Source organism: Nocardia carnea (assembly GCF_029868855.1).
GTDB classification, from domain to species: Bacteria; Actinomycetota; Actinomycetes; order Mycobacteriales; family Mycobacteriaceae; genus Nocardia; species Nocardia carnea_A.
This window is the reverse complement of the sequence record NZ_JARWOV010000055.1, coordinates 1-16,900: the sequence shown is the minus strand read 5'-3', so window position 1 is coordinate 16,900 and position 16,900 is coordinate 1. Positions and strand designations below refer to the sequence as shown.

General features: G+C 68.0%; 19 protein-coding genes. 15 read left to right on the top strand and 4 right to left on the bottom strand.

Annotated features, from left to right (window positions below):
* Positions 1-160: 160 nt before the first annotated feature.
* Positions 161-697 (bottom strand): hypothetical protein, encoded by a 537-nt coding sequence (locus tag QH195_RS04880; RefSeq protein WP_280423996.1) that lies wholly within the window; start codon positions 695-697, stop codon positions 161-163.
* 92 nt (positions 698-789) lie between these two features.
* The gene (locus QH195_RS04875) at positions 790-1,185 is read right to left on the bottom strand and encodes a DUF4189 domain-containing protein (protein WP_280423995.1); all 396 of its coding nucleotides are present in this window, start codon (positions 1,183-1,185) and stop codon (positions 790-792) included.
* Between the two features lie 123 nt (positions 1,186-1,308).
* Here QH195_RS04875 and QH195_RS04870 point away from each other — a divergent pair, with 123 nt between their 5' ends.
* From QH195_RS04870 to QH195_RS04860, 3 genes are all read left to right on the top strand, one after another.
* Complete coding sequence (locus QH195_RS04870; RefSeq protein WP_280423994.1) at positions 1,309-1,932, top strand: TIGR03085 family metal-binding protein; 624 nt, start codon at positions 1,309-1,311, stop codon at positions 1,930-1,932.
* Positions 1,933-2,096: 164 nt separating this feature from the next.
* Positions 2,097-4,715 (top strand): DNA translocase FtsK, encoded by a 2,619-nt coding sequence (locus tag QH195_RS04865; RefSeq protein WP_280434459.1) that lies wholly within the window; start codon positions 2,097-2,099, stop codon positions 4,713-4,715.
* 136 nt (positions 4,716-4,851) lie between these two features.
* On the top strand, positions 4,852-5,853 hold the full coding sequence (locus QH195_RS04860; RefSeq protein ID WP_280434458.1) for a TerC family protein: 1,002 nt from the start codon (positions 4,852-4,854) through the stop codon (positions 5,851-5,853).
* 48 nt (positions 5,854-5,901) lie between these two features.
* Here the strand turns inward: QH195_RS04860 and QH195_RS04855 are convergent, their stop codons facing one another.
* A complete protein-coding gene (locus QH195_RS04855) occupies positions 5,902-6,186 on the bottom strand; it encodes a YciI family protein (RefSeq protein ID WP_280434457.1) in 285 nt (94 codons plus the stop codon).
* Between the two features lie 68 nt (positions 6,187-6,254).
* A complete protein-coding gene (locus tag QH195_RS04850) occupies positions 6,255-6,806 on the bottom strand; it encodes an amino-acid N-acetyltransferase (protein WP_280423990.1) in 552 nt (183 codons plus the stop codon).
* A 182-nt stretch (positions 6,807-6,988) separates the two neighbouring features.
* Here QH195_RS04850 and pgsA point away from each other — a divergent pair, with 182 nt between their 5' ends.
* From pgsA to QH195_RS04790, 12 genes are all read left to right on the top strand, one after another.
* A complete protein-coding gene (gene pgsA, locus QH195_RS04845) occupies positions 6,989-7,642 on the top strand; it encodes a CDP-diacylglycerol--glycerol-3-phosphate 3-phosphatidyltransferase (RefSeq protein WP_432278292.1) in 654 nt (217 codons plus the stop codon).
* Complete coding sequence (locus QH195_RS04840; RefSeq protein WP_280434456.1) at positions 7,639-8,148, top strand: CinA family protein; 510 nt, start codon at positions 7,639-7,641, stop codon at positions 8,146-8,148. The genes pgsA and QH195_RS04840 overlap by 4 nt, the downstream gene beginning before the upstream one ends.
* Positions 8,149-8,272: 124 nt before the next feature.
* Entirely contained in the window at positions 8,273-8,713 is a 441-nt protein-coding gene (locus tag QH195_RS04835) for a helix-turn-helix domain-containing protein (protein ID WP_280423988.1), read from the top strand.
* A 222-nt stretch (positions 8,714-8,935) separates the two neighbouring features.
* Positions 8,936-9,769: a phage shock protein PspA gene (pspA, locus tag QH195_RS04830; protein ID WP_280423987.1), complete on the top strand. Its 834-nt coding sequence runs from the start codon at positions 8,936-8,938 to the stop codon at positions 9,767-9,769.
* Positions 9,770-9,797: 28 nt separating this feature from the next.
* Positions 9,798-10,736 carry a phage shock envelope stress response protein PspM gene (gene pspM, locus QH195_RS04825; RefSeq protein ID WP_280434455.1) on the top strand — a complete coding sequence of 313 codons (939 nt, stop codon included), beginning with the start codon at positions 9,798-9,800 and terminating at the stop codon, positions 10,734-10,736.
* 110 nt (positions 10,737-10,846) lie between these two features.
* Positions 10,847-11,020 carry a hypothetical protein gene (locus QH195_RS04820; RefSeq protein ID WP_168443547.1) on the top strand — a complete coding sequence of 58 codons (174 nt, stop codon included), beginning with the start codon at positions 10,847-10,849 and terminating at the stop codon, positions 11,018-11,020.
* A gap of 55 nt (positions 11,021-11,075) precedes the next feature.
* Positions 11,076-11,786: a PIG-L deacetylase family protein gene (locus QH195_RS04815; protein ID WP_280434460.1), complete on the top strand. Its 711-nt coding sequence runs from the start codon at positions 11,076-11,078 to the stop codon at positions 11,784-11,786.
* Positions 11,787-11,924: 138 nt separating this feature from the next.
* Positions 11,925-13,088 carry a glycosyltransferase gene (locus QH195_RS04810; RefSeq protein WP_280434454.1) on the top strand — a complete coding sequence of 388 codons (1,164 nt, stop codon included), beginning with the start codon at positions 11,925-11,927 and terminating at the stop codon, positions 13,086-13,088.
* Between the two features lie 182 nt (positions 13,089-13,270).
* Positions 13,271-13,465: a DUF3046 domain-containing protein gene (locus tag QH195_RS04805; protein WP_280423984.1), complete on the top strand. Its 195-nt coding sequence runs from the start codon at positions 13,271-13,273 to the stop codon at positions 13,463-13,465.
* A 186-nt stretch (positions 13,466-13,651) separates the two neighbouring features.
* Complete coding sequence (recA, locus tag QH195_RS04800; RefSeq protein WP_280423983.1) at positions 13,652-14,689, top strand: recombinase RecA; 1,038 nt, start codon at positions 13,652-13,654, stop codon at positions 14,687-14,689.
* A 70-nt stretch (positions 14,690-14,759) separates the two neighbouring features.
* Positions 14,760-15,422, top strand: coding sequence for a recombination regulator RecX (gene recX / locus QH195_RS04795; protein WP_432278294.1), 663 nt, complete (start codon positions 14,760-14,762; stop codon positions 15,420-15,422).
* A 29-nt stretch (positions 15,423-15,451) separates the two neighbouring features.
* Positions 15,452-16,120, top strand: a complete 669-nt coding sequence (locus QH195_RS04790; RefSeq protein ID WP_280434453.1) for a class I SAM-dependent methyltransferase — start codon at positions 15,452-15,454, stop codon at positions 16,118-16,120.
* Positions 16,121-16,900 lie beyond the last annotated feature (780 nt).

Genomic DNA, 16,900 nt, shown 5'->3' with positions numbered 1-16,900 from the left:
CCCATACCCCCCGGGGCGGGCCCTTTTCGGGCGCCCCCCCTACGGGCGGCCCCCCCCCCCCCGGGGGGGGGGGGTGCCCCCGGGGGGCAAAACCCCCAAAACCCCGGGGGTGCCATCCCCCCGGGGGGGTTTTTCCGGTGTCCGGTACCGGTCGCGCGGATCAGGCTTCGGGCTGGCAGGCCGCCGAATCGAGCTCCGCGGACTTCACGATATTGCACGCGAAATCGTGCGCGATCTTCCACTGATCGCCCTCGGCGACGAAATCGACCGAAGCGTTCTCGACCGGGCTTCCGGCGATGGTGACCTCGGCATCCGCCTTCACCTTGCCCTCGGCCGGTTCGCCGACGTTGGTGATCTTTACCGTCACTTCGTTCTTCTTGGCCGCCTCGACCAGCTTGTCGACAAGCTGCGGATCCTGTTCGGCATCCTCGATGAAGCCCAGCTTCTCTTCTTCACTCACCGCACCGTCCAGCGCCCGGGTGAGTTTGTCGTTGAGTTCCTCGACCGTCGGCTTGGGCAGGTTCGGAGCCGCGGTGGTGGCCGGCGCCTTACCTTCCTCCCGGCCGTCCTGGGTTTTACCCGGTTCGAACTCGGCGGCGGCTTCGGTGCTGGTGGCAGCCGCCTCGGTGGAGGATTCCTCGGTGGACGAGCATGCGGTGAAGGTGAGGGCGGCGGCGGCCATCGTTACGGCGGCCACGACCCGGATCGGACGGATTTTCACAGTTCTGTTTCCCCTACGCAGGTAATCGGCGAATTCGGCGCCGGCCGGAAAAGGTGGTCGGTACGAACTCACAGGTCGTAGCCGGAAGTGCAGTTCCAGTGCTCGATGTAGGCGTTACCCGGGTTGTTGGCCAGCGCCTCCGACCGCGCCGCGGAGCGGGTGGAACCGGATCCGTAGCTCAGCCAGTTGTCCGATACCGCCAGGGCACCGCAGCCGTTGCGCCAGGAGATCTTGGCGACACAATCCGCGGCACCGCACCGGTCCTCGGCGGCCGCTTCGGCTTCGGCGTAGCTGTCGTAGTCGTATGACCATCCGTAGTCACCGGTCGACAACGAGACCGCGATGGCGCCGTAGTAGCTGCTGTACTGCGCGTGTGCAGGTGCCACGGAAGCGGCGAACATCGAACCGACGGTCGCCACCAGAACGGCGGCAACGGTGAGAATCTTCTTCAATGGTGTTCCCATTCTGTGTGTATCGGTCCACGACCCTATGGACCGAATGACAAAGTACAGAGCATCTCTGCTGCGTAGCAACCGGTTCGGTTCTCATCCCCTCCCCGATGGCTGGGTCTCGGCTAGATTCATCGTGTGAACTTGGCTCAGCGTGAACGCCGTGCATTGGTCGAAACGATGAACGAGACCGGGCCGGACGCGCCAACCCTATGCGGAGACTGGACGGTGCGCGACCTCGCGGCACACCTGGTCGTCCGGGAGCGTCGCCCGGACGCCGCGCCCGGGATCATGTTGCGCCCCTTCGCCGGTTATCTGCGGCGGCGGCAGGACGAAGCCGCGCAGCGTCCGTTCGCGGAGCTGCTGGAGAAAATCCGCACCGGCCCGCCGTGGTGGTCGCCGCTGCGTCCGGTGGACGCGATCGCCAATCTCAGCGAAATGTTCGTCCACCACGAGGATGTCCGTCGGGCGCGGCCCGGCTGGGAGCCACGGGAGCTGCCCGAACAGGATCAGCATCGCCTGTGGTCGGTCCTGCGGCGGACCGGGAAGATGGCTTACCGCAAATCTCCGGTCGCGGTGGAACTGTCGACCCCGGCGGGGGACCGGGTCCGGGTGGTGGACAAGCCCGGTCCCGTGGTGACCCTGACCGGCACCCCCGCCGAATTGCTGCTGCACGCATTCGGGCGCGAACAGGTCCGGATCGAATCGGACGGGGAACCGGAGGCCGTCCGGCAGGTGCTCGAATCAGATCGTTCGATCTGATTCCCGTCGGCGCATGCGGCCCGTTCCGGTGCCCTCCGGGCAGCGGAAAACGGCCGCGCCCAGGCCCCGGCCCGGCAGTGGGCGGTCAGAATCACCATGGCCGCCCAGCCCGATACCAGTGTTGCGGATGGTCCGGATGGGGTTGTTGCGGCTAGCCTGAGCCCATGGCAGGTAAGTCCCGCGGCACAACCACACCGGGTGCGCGGGCGGGATCGGCTCGGGGGCGGACCACCGCGGCCCGTTCTCGTTCGGGCACGCGACGATCGGACGGCGCGGCACGGGCCCAGGGCCCGGCGCGTAAAACCGCACAGCAGGGCGCGGCGCGTAAGGCGCCCGCCACCCGCGCCCGGCGCACCACACGCCGTCCCGCCCCACCGCGGCGTTCGGATACCGCCCCGCTCGCCGTATTCACCCGGTTGGTGAGTGGCGGATGGACCATGGCAGCCCGGGGCGTCGGCGCCACCACCCGCGCGATCAGCCGGGCGGGGGAGATCGAGCACGGGCATCGCCGCGACGGTGTCGCGCTGGGGCTGATCGCCGTCAGCGCCGTGATCGCGGCCGCGGTCTGGCTGTCGGCAGGCGGTCCGATCGGGCGCTGGGTGGACGGTCTGATCCGCGCGATCACCGGCTCGGCGTCCTCGGTCCTGCCCTTCGTGGCCGCCGGTATCGCCGTCGTGCTCATGCGTACCGAACCCCGGCCGGAGATCCGCCCGCGCCTGGTGCTGGGTGGCTTGCTGATCGGGTTGCCGTTCCTCGGGCTGTGGCATATCGCCGACGGCGGTCCCAGCGATGCCGCCGGACGCGCCGACGCCGCCGGTTTCGTCGGTTTCGTCATCGGCGGTCCGGTCACCGACGGTCTCACGGCCTGGCTCTCGGTCCCGATTCTGTTGCTGGCCATGGTGTTCGGTGTGCTGCTGCTGACCGGAACGACGGTCCGTGAGGCGCCGCAGCGGTTGCGGGAATTCTTCGGCGCCCCCGGGTACGAGGACGACTATCGCGACGGGCACGACCCGATCGACGAGTTCGATCCGGTCGAACCGGCCGGGCGGTCCCGCCGCCGTGGCCGCGCCCCGGCCGACAACTACCCGGCCGACGAATTCACCGGGCCGCCGGTTGGACCGGACGGTGCGGGTGAACCCCCGCTCCGCGATGCCAAACCGATCGCGGCGGCCGGAGAGGAGAAACCGGCCGGCCGCAAGAAGCGCAAACCCGCTGCCGCGGCGCCGGTCGACCAGCCTCCACTGCCGGAACCGGAGCCGGAATTCGTCGCGGACCGGGTGGCCGAGGGCGATTACACCCTGCCGCCGATGAATCTGCTGGTCGACGGGGATCCGCCGCGCCGCCGCAGTGCCGCCAACGAATCGATGATCGAGGCGATCACCGAGGTCCTGGTGCAGTTCAAGATCGATGCGGCCGTCACCGGATTCGTTCGCGGGCCGACGGTCACCCGCTATGAGGTCGAACTCGGGCCGGGTGTGAAGGTCGAGAAGATCACCGCACTGACCCGCAATATCGCCTATGCCGTGGCGACCGAGAACGTGCGCCTGCTCGCCCCCATCCCGGGGAAATCCGCCGTCGGTATCGAGGTGCCCAATGCCGACCGGGAACTGGTGCGGCTGGCCGATGTACTGAAGGCGCCGTCCACCCGCAACGACCACCATCCGCTGGTGATCGGCCTCGGTAAGAACATCGAGGGGGAGTTCCTGGCGGCGAATCTGGCCAAGATGCCGCATCTGCTGGTGGCCGGCTCCACCGGTTCCGGTAAGTCCAGTTTCGTCAACTCGATGCTGGTATCGCTGCTGCAGCGGTCCACTCCGGACGAGGTCCGGATGATCCTGATCGACCCCAAGATGGTGGAGCTCACGCCGTACGAGGGTATCCCGCATCTGATCACCCCCATCATCACCCAGCCGAAGAAGGCCGCCGCGGCGCTGGCCTGGCTGGTCGAGGAGATGGAGCAGCGCTATCAGGACATGCAGGCCAGCAAGGTGCGCCATATCGACGATTTCAACCGGAAGGTGAAATCCGGCGCCATCACCACGCCGCTGGGCAGCGAACGTGTCTACCGGCCCTACCCGTACATCCTGGCCATCGTCGACGAACTCGCCGATCTCATGATGACCGCGCCGCGCGATGTCGAGGACGCCATCGTGCGGATCACCCAGAAGGCCCGGGCCGCCGGTATCCACCTCGTCCTGGCCACGCAGCGGCCGTCGGTCGATGTGGTGACCGGTCTCATCAAGACCAATGTGCCCTCGCGGCTGGCCTTCGCGACCTCCTCGCTCACCGATTCGCGGGTCATTCTCGACCAACCCGGTGCCGAGAAGCTCATCGGTATGGGCGACGGCCTGTTCCTGCCTATGGGTGCCGGGAAGCCGACCCGCCTGCAGGGCGCCTTCATCAGCGACGAGGAAATCCACGGGGTCGTCGAGTTCACCAAGAACCAGGCCGAGCCGGAGTACACCGAGGGCGTCACGGCCGCCAAGGCGGGCGAGAAGAAGGACGTCGATCCGGATATCGGTGACGACCTCGATGTTCTTCTCCAGGCCGTCGAGCTGGTGGTGACCTCCCAATTCGGTTCCACCTCGATGTTGCAGCGCAAGTTGCGGGTCGGGTTCGCCAAGGCGGGGCGGTTGATGGACCTGATGGAGACCCGCGGCGTGGTGGGTCCGAGCGAAGGGTCCAAGGCGCGCGATGTACTGGTGAAACCGGATGAGCTCGATGGTCTGCTCTGGTCGATCCGCGGCGGCGGGGACGAGAACCCGGATCCGGAAGAACAGTGACGGAAAGGGGTCGTGCCCCCGGGCCCCCTTCGCGACAGGTGTGCGAGGATAACCGGCAATCACCCCGCAACACGACCGAATCGGGCATATCGGGCATGATTGTCTTCATGACTCGTACCGCTGAACGGATCACCGCATGCAGGTAACCGCTCTCATCTGGGTGATCACCATCCTGGTGATCCTCGGCCTGTTCGTCTTCGACTTCTTCGCACACGTACGCACCCCACACGAGCCGACCTTCCGTGAATCCGGTTTCTGGTCGGCGGTGTACATCGGCCTGGCGCTCGCCTTCGGCGGCCTCGTCGCCTGGAAATGGGGCGGCACCTACGCCGGCGAGTACTACGCCGGTTTCGTCACCGAGAAGGCGCTCTCGGTGGACAACCTGTTCATCTTCCTCATCATCATGTCCACCTTCGCGGTGCCGCGGATCTACCAGCAGAAAGTGCTTTTGATCGGCATCGTGGTCGCGTTGGTGATGCGCGGTGTTTTCATCGCCGTCGGCGCCGCCGCGATCAGTGCGTTCAGCTGGGTCTTCTATCTGTTCGGCCTGTTCCTGGTCTATACCGCGATCAAGATGGTGCGGGAGAGCGGGCACGAGGTCGAGGGAGAACAAAAACGCGACAGTCGTATAGTCGCGCTGACCAAACGGCTGGTGCCGACCACCGAGAACTACGACGGCGACAAACTGATCACCCGGATCGACGGCCGCCGGGTGGTCACCCCGATGTTGCTGGCGCTGCTGGCCATCGGCTTCGCCGATCTGCTGTTCGCGCTCGATTCCATCCCGGCGATCTACGGACTCACCGAAGAGCCCTACATCGTGTTCACCGCGAACGCGTTCGCGCTGATGGGTCTGCGCCAGCTGTACTTCTTGATCGGCGGCCTGCTCGACCGGCTGGTGTACCTGTCCTACGGATTGTCCGCGATCCTGGCCTTCATCGGCGTGAAACTGGTCCTGCACGCCCTGCACGAGAACACCCTGCCGTTCATCAACGGCGGCGAGCACGTGAGTGTGCCGGAGATCTCGACGGGACTGTCGCTTTCGGTGATCATGGGCATTCTGGTGATCGCGACGGTGGCCAGTCTGCTACGAACCCGGGGCAAGGCGCGGCCACAGTCGGCGGAACCGAAGGAATAATTCGGACCGCGTATCGGCCGCATCGCACCGGCCGGTACGCGGTATCCGTCAGCCGGCGAATGCACCGAGGACCGGCTGCCATTCGACCGCCCGAACCTCGTCGATCAAGCCCTCCTGCGCGAACGGGTCGGCCGCCAGCAGCTGCCCGAGGGCCTGGGAATCCACGGCGCGGAACAACAGCAGCGCGCCTGAACCGTCCGGATAGGGTCCGCTGCTCAGCAGCGTTTCTGCCGCGAGATGATCGGCGAGCCAAGCCCGGTGACGGGGGCGATGCCTATCGCGTTCGGCGGACGTGGCATCGGAGTACGTGTAATGAACGGCGAAGATCGGCACGGCACGACTTTAATGCGCCGCCTCCGGCCGGCCCGCCGGGCTCGGCGGACGCCGGGGTTCGAACCGCCTCAGAGTGTGCGCAACATCCGGGTGTTGCCCAGCGTGTTCGGTTTCACATAACTGAGATCCAGGAACTCCGCGACACCCGTGTCGTAGGACCGGCACATCTCCGCGTAGACCTCCGCTGTCACCGGTGTGCCGTCGATCTCGGCGAAACCGTGCCGGGCGAAGAACTCCACCTCGAAGGTGAGTACGAACAACCGGCTCAGCTCGAGTTCGCGGGCCACCTCGATGAGCTGGTCCACGATGAGTTTGCCCACACCGTGTCCCTTCACATCGGGCGCCACCGCCACCGTGCGCACCTCACCGAGATCCGCCCACAGCACATGCAGGGCCCCACACCCCACCACGCGGTCACCGAGTTCGGCGACCCAGAACTCCTGCACGGATTCGTACAGGTTGACGAGGTTCTTCTCCAGCAGGATCCGGCCTGCGTACACATCGACGAGCGATTTGATCGCCGGGACATCGGATGTGCGAGCGCGACGCACTCGCACCGAGGCGGTCTGCGTACCGGGCGCATCGCCGGTCGCGCTGCCCAGGGGTCCCCGTGAGGTCATGGGGTGCACAGTAGTCGGCGGACGTACCGATAGTCTGAGTGTGTGCCGCAGACCCAGCCCCCCCGCTCGACCTCGCGCCGGTATCCCGGCGCGCCGGTGCGGCGACCGGCTCGTGCTGCAGCGCACGGACGCAGATTCGCCGCGGCCAACGGTCGATGGGGCGCGTACGCGCAGGGGCGGCCATGAGCGTGCACCCCGAAGAGATGGACCGGCGGCTCGCTGCCCCCGCGCCGCCGCGCGGGGAGCGGGTACCGGCACCCGCCGAATCGGCGGTCCCACTGCTCAACATCGCCAATATCCTCACCATGGCGCGGATCGCGCTGGTTCCCTTGTTCGTGCTGGCCCTGTTCGCCGACGGCGGGCACGCCACCGGCTGGCGTATCACCGCGACAGTGCTGTTCGCCCTCGCCGCGATCACCGACCGCTTCGACGGCCAGCTGGCCCGCAAATACGGTCTGGTCACAGATTTCGGCAAACTGGCCGACCCCATCGCCGACAAAGCACTCATCGGCTCCGCGTTGATCGGGCTGTCCGTCCTCGGCGATCTGGCGTGGTGGATGACCGCCGTCATCTGTGCCCGCGAAATAGGAATCACACTGCTGCGGCTGGCGGTGGTGCGGCGCGGGGTCATACCGGCAGGCCGCGGCGGCAAACTGAAAACCCTCGTCCAGTCGCTGGCGATCGGTGTCCTGCTGTTGCCGCTGGCCGGCGGTTTCGCGACCGCGGGAATGGTGCTGATGTGGATCGCGTTGTCGCTGACGGTGGTGACCGGACTGGACTACGTCGGCCAAGCCGTGCGGCTGTGGCTGGCCGGGCCGCATCGCAGCCGCCGATGACCACGGCCGACCCGCTCACCGGCGAGACCGCTGCCGCGGAACTCGTGGCCGCTTTGCGGGACAACGGCCACACGGTCGCGACTGCGGAATCGCTCACCGCGGGCCTGGTCGCCGCCACGATCGCCGGGGTCCCCGGGGCCAGTGCGGTGCTGCGCGGCGGGCTGGTGGTGTACGCGACCGATCTCAAACACCACCTCGCCGGGGTCGACGAACAGGTGCTGGCCGGTGAGGGGCCGGTGGCGGCGAGTACCGCCGAACAGCTCGCGGTCGGCGCGCGAACCACATGCGCTGCCGACTGGGGGATAGCACTGACCGGAGTCGCCGGACCCGATCCGCAGAACGGGATCGCGGTCGGCACCGTCTATCTCGGTCTTGCCGGCCCTGGGCATACCGAGGTGGTGCGGTTGAAACTGACCGGCGACCGGTGGAATATCAGGTTCACAGCGACTCGCACCGCGGTACAGGAACTGCTGCGGTGTGTGCGGGTCGCCTCATCCGGCGGGTGAGGTATTCCGCGTCCGGCCCGGGAACCTCCGGGGCCGGTTCCGACGTTGTGCCAGGAGAGAACCGCGTGCGTGCCGTGGGCTGCGGCATCAGAGGCGACGAGCCTACCGGGAGAAGGAGAACTCGATGACGCTGCTGCGAGAAGCGATCGGGGACAGTCTGCGGCGTGCGCGCCTCGCCCAGAGCCGGACCCTACGTGAAGTATCCACCTCGGCGCGGGTGAGCCTGGGCTACCTGTCCGAAGTGGAACGGGGCCGTAAGGAGGCTTCCAGCGAACTGCTGGCGGCGATCTGCGAAGCCCTCGACGTACCGCTCGCCCGGGTCCTGTGGGATGTGAGCACCACCATCGCCGGTGAAGAGCTGCCCGTGGCCGCTGCGCCCGGACGGGCCGCCGCCGAACCGGCCACCGTCGAGCCGGCTGCCGAACCGGCCGCCGCCGAACCCGCCCCGGCCGGTGCCGCCGCGTCGATGTCGGCCGGATCCGCCCGGCCGCAGGTGGACGGCGATACCCGGATTGTCATCCCGGCACCCACGAACGGTCCGCTCGTACTGGTCGAAGCGGCCTGAATCGGTCATAGCCGCGGTATATCCGATCGTGACAATGCGCGTAACACACCGGAGCAGATAGATTCGTAGGAGGCGTCCGCGGGCCGCCCGCGGCGTGACGCGGCGCTTCTCGGTAGCCGGTACCGGGCGCCGCATGGTGGAGGATAGGTACCGATGAGTGCGTGACGGTCGCGCACTGGCGAGTCGCCCAGGCGGCACAGTAGATGGAGGCGGGATCAACCGATGGCTAATCCGTTCACGAAGGCCTGGAAGTATCTGATGGCCCTCTTCGACTCCAAGATCGAGGAGCACGCGGATCCGAAGGTCCAGATTCAGCAGGCTATCGAAGAAGCGCAACGTCAGCACCAGGCCCTGTCCCAGCAGGCCGCCTCGGTGATCGGGAACCAGCGGCAGCTCGAGATGAAGCTGAACCGCCAGCTCGACGAGGTGGAGAAGCTCAACGCGAACGCCCGGCAGGCGGTCTCGCTGGCCGACCAGGCCAATGCTGCCGGGGATACCGAGAAGGCGATCCAGTACACCAACGCTGCCGAGGCATTCGCCGCGCAGCTGGTCACCGCGGAACAGTCGGTCGAAGACCTCAAGGTGCTGCACGATCAGTCGCTGCAGGCCGCCGCGCAGGCCAAGAAGGCGGTCGAGCAGAACGCGATGCTGCTGCAGCAGAAGGTCGCCGAACGCACCAAACTGCTCAGCCAGCTCGAACAGGCCAAAATGCAGGAGCAGGTCAGCGCCTCCCTGCAGCAGATGGACAGTACCCTGTCCGCCCCCGGCAGCGTTCCCAGTCTCGACGCGGTACGCGACAAGATCGAACGCCGCTACGCCAACGCCCTCGGTTCCGCCGAGCTCGCGCAGAACAGCGTTCAGGGCCGGATGGTCGAGGTCCAGCAGGCCAGTATCCAGATGGCGGGCCACAGCCGCCTGGAGCAGATCCGGGCGTCCATGCGTGGTGACGCCCTACCCGCCGGCGGCGCCAACGCCGCCATCGACCCGGGCCAATCCGCCGCCGAGCCGGCCCAGCCCCAACCGCAGATGAACAAAGGCCAGACCGCTCAGCAGTAGCGGGACGAGAGTTCGGCGAGGACAGCATATGAAGTCTGATCGAGCCCGGTACCCCGCCGGGGCCCCGGCGTTCGACCCTGCCCGGCCGGACCTCCCGCAGCAGGCCGTCTCCGTAGCCGAGTCCCTCCGGACGGCCGGGGAAAATGCGCTCGTCGCCGTCCGGCGCTGGGCGGACCCCCGCGAACGTGAACTCCGCCGCCGTCGGCGGGCCCGGCGCCGCAGTATCGGTCTGAGTACCGCCTCCGGCTTGACCACGGCGGGAACGGTCGGCCTGGTTATCCTGTCCGCACCCGCCTGGGCCGTGCTCGTCCTGGGCGGTGGCGCTATCGCCCTGGTCACCGGCGCGGCGCTGAGTACCCGGCGCTATCTGCAATTGCGCCGCGCGCCGCTGCCGCTCGCGGGCTATGTTCCGCGCAAACTCCCATCCGCTCGCTCGGCGGCCCGGCCCGCGATAGCGCGACTGGCCCGCGCCGAACGAGTTCTGCACGATGTGGCCGGCCAGATCGCGCGCACCCGCCGCCTACCTGCCGACGAACTCGACGATCTGGTGGCCACCGCGGCCTCCGGTGCCGCCGCGCTGACCGCGCTCGCCACCGATATCGCCACCATGGAGGGCGCGATACGCACCCTCAGCGGTGATGCGGCCCCGCTCGCAGATACGGCCGATATCCATCGCCTGAACGAGACCGTGCAATCGATCGTCGCGCGGCTCGATACCGGTGTCACCGAATACGAGCAGGTCGTGGCCGCAGCCACGCGGATTCTGGCGGTGGACGAAACCGGCGCGCTGCGCTACGAATTCGACGGTATCGTCGCCGACCTGCGCCAGGCCGCCGACCGGATGGACGGCTGGGCCCAGGCTCTCACCGAACTGGCCGACCGAGCCCCCGAGCCGCTGCTACCGCCCGCCGCGCCCGGTCTGGCCGCGCCCGTCGCCGAACCCGCGCGCAACACCGGCCGCCGCTGAAATCCCACTCAGGGACAACCCTGATCTTCCCCCTATATTGCCTCTCACCTGGTGATTTCCTGTTCCCGCGGTGCCATGCTCGACGGAGGAGACAAACGCTGGGAGGCAAAATGCTGTGGAAGATCATCGGCGTAGTCGCCGTCGTCTGGATCGCGCTGGCGGTGATCGGCGCACTGATCAAAGGGCTGTTCCCCATCCTGGTGATCAGCGCCGTGGTGTTCGGGCTGTATCTGCTCTACAAGGCGATCTCGGGATCGGACGACAACACCGTCACCAAGGTTTGATCGCTGTCGCGCGCCCCGGCCGGGGTTGATCGGCCAGGATGGTCCTATGACGACCATTCCCGCTCTTCCCGAGGACTGGCAGCGCGCCCTGGTGATCGTCGCGCACCCCGACGATATCGAGTACGGGGTCGCGGCGGCCGTGGCGCGCTGGACCGGCCAGGGCAAGGACATCCGGTATCTGCTGGCGACTTCGGGGGAGGCCGGTATCGCCGGCCTGCCGCCCGCGCAGTCCGGTCCGCTCCGTGAGGCCGAGGAACGCGCCTCGGCGGCCGTGGTCGGGGTGCGGGAGGTCGAATTCCTCGGCTACCCGGACGGCCGGCTGGAAGCGAACTTGAACCTGCGGCGCGATCTGGCCGCCGCGATCCGGCGGCATCGTCCGGAGCTCGTGGTCCTCGGGCATTTCGGCCCGACCTGGGCGCCGGGATTCATCAACAGTGCCGACCACCGCGCAGTGGGACGCGCCGGCCTCGACGCGGTATCCGATGCCGGGAACGAATGGATTTTCCCCGAAATCGCCGATCTCGCGCCATGGAACGCGCGCTGGGCGGCGGTTGCGGTACCCAGCGGCGTCACCCACGCGGTGGACGTCACCGCCACCGTCGATGCGGCCGAGGCGTCTCTGGCGGAACACCGGCGCTATCTCGAAGTCCTGAATCCGGAACAGCCGGTGGCCGAACAGGCCCGGGCTGTGGTGACGATGACGACGGGACCCATCGCGGGCTTCCCCGCCACTCGCGCGGTCGGTTTCGAACTGTTCACTTTCTGAACTCGGTACGGGGGCGGGCGGTACGTGGACCGGTCGGCTACGCAACGGTTGCGCCGCAGGGTTTCGGCGGCCGAACGGCATTGCGGGGACTTCCAGCCCCGCGCACGCGGACGTAATGGACCATGGCAGGCTGGGCGGATGCGAGTAGCTGTTGTCGCCGGTCCGGATCCGGGCCACGCGTTTCCCGCTATCGCGATATGCCTGCGTTTCCTGGAAGCGGGCGACGAACCGGTGCTCTTCACCGGTCCGCGATGGTTCGAGGCCGCCCGGGAGGCCGGGATCGGGGTGCGCCGGCTGAAGGGTCTGGCGCCACGCCCAGGTGACGACGACGCCGACGCCGGCGCGCGGATTCATCAACGGGCGGCCTATATTTCGACCGAGATCCTGCCCGAGCTCAGCGCCATGCTGCCCGAACTGGTCGTATCGGATGTGCTGACGGCCGGTGGCGGGATGGCGGCCGAACGGCTGCGGGTGCCGTGGGTGGAACTTTCCCCGCACCCGCTCTATCTTCCGTCGAAGGGGCTGCCGCCCATCGGCAGCGGTCTCGCACCGGGAACCGGGCTGCGTGGTCGTGCGCGCGATGCGGTACTGCGGAAATTCACGGCTCGCGCGGTACGCGCCGGGACGCGCCAACGCGAACTGGCACGGGCGGGGGTCGGGCTACCGGCCACCGACCCCGGGCCGGCCGCCCGGCTGATCGCCACGCTGCCCGCACTGGAAGTGCCGCGACCGGATTGGCCGGAGAACGCGCATCTCGTCGGGCCGCTGTTCTGGGAGCCCACCGACCGGATCCTCGAACCGCCGCCCGGTGACGATCCGCTGGTGATGGTCGCCCCGTCCACCGCGCACACCGGTGTGGACGGAATGGTCGATACCGTCCTGACGGCGCTCGACGGGGCCGGGGTGCGGGTGGTGATCTCCATGCTGGACGAACCGCCGGCCGATCTGCCGTCCTGGGCGCGGGCCGGGTTGGGGCGGCAGGACGAACTGCTGTCCCGGGCGTCGGTGGTGATCGGCGGCGGCGGTCACGGGCTGCTGGCCAAGGCCTTGTCCGCGGGGGTTCCCGTGGTGACGGTTCCAGGTGGCGGAGATCAGTGGGAGCTGGCGAACCGTGCGGTGCGGCAGGGGAGTTCGCTGCTGATCCGGCCTCTGACCGCGGATGCCGTGCGTGCGGCGGCCCGCCGGATCCTGGACGAACCCGGTTTCGCGGCAGCAGCCCGCACCGCCGCGGCAGGCGCCGGTGACGTCGCGGACCCGGTGGATATCTGCCACCGGGTGGCCGGCGGTGTCCGGGCAGGTTGATTCACGGTCGCCCATATCGGGGCGGAACCTGAACATCGCCGCCGGATAGGTGTGTTCGGAGGGTCGTCCCGCGCGGCGTCGGTGGCGTTGCCGAGGGCAGCTGTCCGGCGGCAGCGGGGCGCCGGTCCGGGCCGATCTATCCGCGGGCCGCCCAGCGTGTGGGGACGGGTATCTTCGGGCACGTGCGGTTGACGGAATTCCAAGAACTCTTGCACACCGAATTCGGCGAGACCCGGGGTGACACCTTGCTCAACGATCACTCCATCCTCGCGCTGGGCGGCCGGACCGGTGCCGCCGCCATCGAAGCCGGTGTGGATCCCCGTGAGGTGTGGCGCGCGCTGTGCGCCGAATTCGATGTTCCGCGTGCCCGGTGGTGAAACGATCTGCTGTTCCCGGGCGCGTCGGCGAACGGTGCGCAAACGGGGTGGACGGCGCGCGGATCCGGAGCTTGACTCGAACATTTGTTCGTCTAGGCTGAGCTCGGAACTTGTCGGTGCCGCCCGCTACCGTGGGCACCAACCACACCACCTACTACCAACCAACCGGTGAAAAGGGGAGTCACGATGGCGCCACAGGCATATGACCGCGACAAGGCGCTGGAACTCGCGCTCGCACAGGTCGAGAAGAGTTTCGGCAAGGGCGCGGTGATGCGCCTCGGGGAGGAGGCCCGTCAGCCCATCTCGGTCATCCCGACCGGTTCCATCGCTCTGGACGTCGCGCTGGGTATCGGGGGGCTGCCGCGCGGCCGGATCGTGGAGGTCTACGGTCCGGAATCCTCGGGTAAGACCACTGTCGCCCTGCACGCCGTGGCCAACGCGCAGGCACTCGGCGGAGTCGCCGCCTTCATCGATGCCGAGCATGCCCTCGATCCCGATTACGCCGCCAAGCTCGGCGTCGATACCGATGCCCTGCTGGTATCCCAGCCCGATACCGGTGAACAGGCCCTCGAGATCGCCGATATGCTCGTCCGCTCCGGCGCCATCGATATCATCGTCATCGACTCGGTCGCCGCGCTGGTACCCCGCGCCGAAATCGAGGGCGAAATGGGCGACAGTCATGTCGGCCTGCAGGCCCGCCTGATGAGCCAGGCCCTGCGCAAGATGACCAGCGCCCTGAACAATTCCGGCACCACCGCGATTTTCATCAATCAGCTGCGCGAGAAGATCGGTGTCATGTTCGGTTCCCCCGAAACCACGACGGGTGGAAAGGCATTGAAGTTCTATGCGTCGGTTCGCCTCGATGTCCGGCGTATCGAAACGCTGAAGGACGGTAGCGATGCGGTGGGTAACCGGACCCGGGTGAAGGTCGTGAAGAACAAGGTGAGCCCGCCGTTCAAACAGGCCGAATTCGACATCCTGTACGGGCACGGGATTTCGAAGGAAGGGTCGCTCATCGATATGGGGGTGGAGCACGGGTTCATCCGTAAATCCGGCTCCTGGTACACCTACGAGGGCGATCAGCTCGGGCAGGGTAAAGAAAACGCCCGGAAATTCCTGCTGGAAAACACCGATATCCGCGACGAGGTCGAGAAGAAGATCAAGGAAAAGCTGGGCATCGGCGCGGATGTGACCGCTACGGAGGAGACTCCGGCCGATTTCTGATCCGATGAATCAGCGCTCCGAATCCGGCGGCTCGGATGTGCCCGATCCGGTGGCGGAGGTCCGTCGCCGGATGGAAGAAATCCTTGCGACCGGTGGCCCGCCCGCCGGCTCCGGCCGGGGGCGCCGGGCGGACGAGTCCGATCCGCAGCGGATTCGTTCGTCCGGCTCCGGAGCAGCCGGGCGGCGGAAGCCGGGTGGCGGTGCTACCGATGGAAGCCTGCCGGGTGGATCTCTGGAACAGGCGAAAGAAGCCTGCCTCCGGCTGCTCGCGGTCCGCGCGCGGAGCCGGGCCGAACTCACGCAGCGGCTGTCCGCCAAGGGCTTCGCCGCCGATGTGATCGGGCAGGCCATCGACCGGCTGGCCGAGGTGGGGCTGGTCGACGATGCGGAATTCGCCCGCCAGTGGGTGCGGCAGCGGCACAGTTTCTCCGGGAAGGGGAGACAAGCGCTGGCCCAGGAATTACGCCGCAAAGGGGTGGCCTCCGAGGAAGCGGCGGCCGCGCTCGAGGACATCACCGCCGACGACGAACACGAGCGGGCCACCGAGTTGGTGCGCCGCAAACTGCGCACGCTGCCCGCGGGGCTCGATCGGGAGAAGGCCATACGGCGGCTGGTCGGAATGCTCGCCCGCCGCGGTTACGGCCACTCTGTGGCGTATACGGTGGTCAAGGCCGAATGGGAGACGAGCAGAGCGGGTTCCGATCTCGGCGAACCCGATGCGCCACTCGGCTGACAGCCGCCCGGATCCTGCAGAATGCGGTGGTGCTGCTGACCAGACTCGAGCGGTTCAACCGCCGCCATCCGTGGAGTCACAACGATCACTACGGCCGGTGGGTCGAGCGCCGGGTGGTGGCCTCCGCCGCCCGGGATGTGCTGGATATCGGATGCGGGACGGGTAACCTCATCGCCCGGCTCCGCAGCCGGATCCCTCGGATCACCGGACTCGAACCCGATGCCACGGCTGCCCGCGCGGCGGCGGAGCGCTTCGCCGGCGACCCTGCCGTGCGAATCGTCCAGGCCGGTTTTGCCGGGCGCGATCCGCGACGGCGCTGGGACGCGGTAATCCTTGTCGCTGTCCTGCACCACCTGTCCTTGATCCCGGCCATGCGTGAACTACGCGAGTGCCTGCTTCCGGGCGGGCGACTCGTGATCGTCGGCTGCTACCGTGCGGCCGGGCCGGTCGACGTGCTCGTCGCCCTTCCTGCCGCTGTTCTCAATCCGATCATCGGAATGATCAAGCATCCGGCGTCCGCGACGATGTTGCCGGCGCATATGCGGGCACCCACCGCCGAGCCGCGGGAGAGTCTGGCGGAGATCCGGGCCGCGGCCGGGCGGGAACTTCCGGGGGCCCGGATTCGGCGGCGACTGTTCTGGCGCTACACCCTGGTCTACGACGCCCCCGCCGGGCCGGGCGTCGACTCCGGATCCTGAGGTCCGGCCCGTGCTCCTGCAGTGACGCCGAGGTGCTGCGCACCACTCCGGATCGCGGCGGGTTCGTGCTGCTCCCTACTGACCCCGGCCGATTCACCGATGGCACCACTACCGCCCCGGCTGCGGCCCCGTGTCGCATCGTCGGCAGCGTCGTCGAGTGGCGGCGATCGTGAACGGCGCCGCAGCCATACCCCGGAACTCGACGATCAGGCCGGGGTAGTTACCCAACTACTCGGCCTCGCCACAGTCGCGGCTACTCGCTGTCCATGGTGATGCACGCCGCCCCGCCTCTGTACCCGGTCGCCTCAACGGCAGCGACGACGTCGTGATCGGCACCCGTCGCGGGCTCGGTCGGCCCACTGGCCGATTGCGGCCGTAGAGGTGCGGGTCGCGGCGTCGGCGAAGCTCGATATGTCCGGTGTCGTGTCGCTCGCAGTCCGAGCGCGTCTGTGCCCAGGTCTGCCGCAACTCGGCTCGAAACGGGCAGTGCGTGCGCGGAGTCGAACTGATTCTCGTGGGGGAATCCGCAGGCCGGGCGGCGAGCGAACGTATTCACACTCGCCCGCCGCCGGGCATCGACACAGTTACTTGGTGATGTCCACCCCGGGAGCGGCATCCGTGATGACGGAGTCCGCCGCGACCACCGCGGGGCCCCGCGGGGGGGGGGGGGCGCGGGGGCGGGGGGCCCGGGGGGGGACCCACGGCCGCCCAATCGATATCGACACCGCGCTCGTACAGAGCGGCGAGCAGGTGCAGCGGCTCCGGCGCGCTGACGATATC

Bases quoted from the DNA above. Each gene is read 5' to 3' on its own strand.
- QH195_RS04875 (WP_280423995.1), bottom strand. From the start codon at position 1,185: ATGGGAACACCATTGAAGAAGATTCTCACCGTTGCCGCCGTTCTGGTG.
- QH195_RS04865 (WP_280434459.1), top strand. From the start codon at position 2,097: ATGGCAGGTAAGTCCCGCGGCACAACCACACCGGGTGCGCGGGCGGGA.
- QH195_RS04860 (WP_280434458.1), top strand. From the start codon at position 4,852: ATGCAGGTAACCGCTCTCATCTGGGTGATCACCATCCTGGTGATCCTC.
- QH195_RS04850 (WP_280423990.1), bottom strand. From the start codon at position 6,806: ATGACCTCACGGGGACCCCTGGGCAGCGCGACCGGCGATGCGCCCGGT.
- pgsA (WP_432278292.1), top strand. From the start codon at position 6,989: ATGAGCGTGCACCCCGAAGAGATGGACCGGCGGCTCGCTGCCCCCGCG.
- QH195_RS04840 (WP_280434456.1), top strand. From the start codon at position 7,639: ATGACCACGGCCGACCCGCTCACCGGCGAGACCGCTGCCGCGGAACTC.
- QH195_RS04835 (WP_280423988.1), top strand. From the start codon at position 8,273: ATGACGCTGCTGCGAGAAGCGATCGGGGACAGTCTGCGGCGTGCGCGC.
- pspA (WP_280423987.1), top strand. From the start codon at position 8,936: ATGGCTAATCCGTTCACGAAGGCCTGGAAGTATCTGATGGCCCTCTTC.
- pspM (WP_280434455.1), top strand. From the start codon at position 9,798: ATGAAGTCTGATCGAGCCCGGTACCCCGCCGGGGCCCCGGCGTTCGAC.
- QH195_RS04820 (WP_168443547.1), top strand. From the start codon at position 10,847: ATGCTGTGGAAGATCATCGGCGTAGTCGCCGTCGTCTGGATCGCGCTG.
- QH195_RS04810 (WP_280434454.1), top strand. From the start codon at position 11,925: ATGCGAGTAGCTGTTGTCGCCGGTCCGGATCCGGGCCACGCGTTTCCC.
- recA (WP_280423983.1), top strand. From the start codon at position 13,652: ATGGCGCCACAGGCATATGACCGCGACAAGGCGCTGGAACTCGCGCTC.
- recX (WP_432278294.1), top strand. From the start codon at position 14,760: ATGGAAGAAATCCTTGCGACCGGTGGCCCGCCCGCCGGCTCCGGCCGG.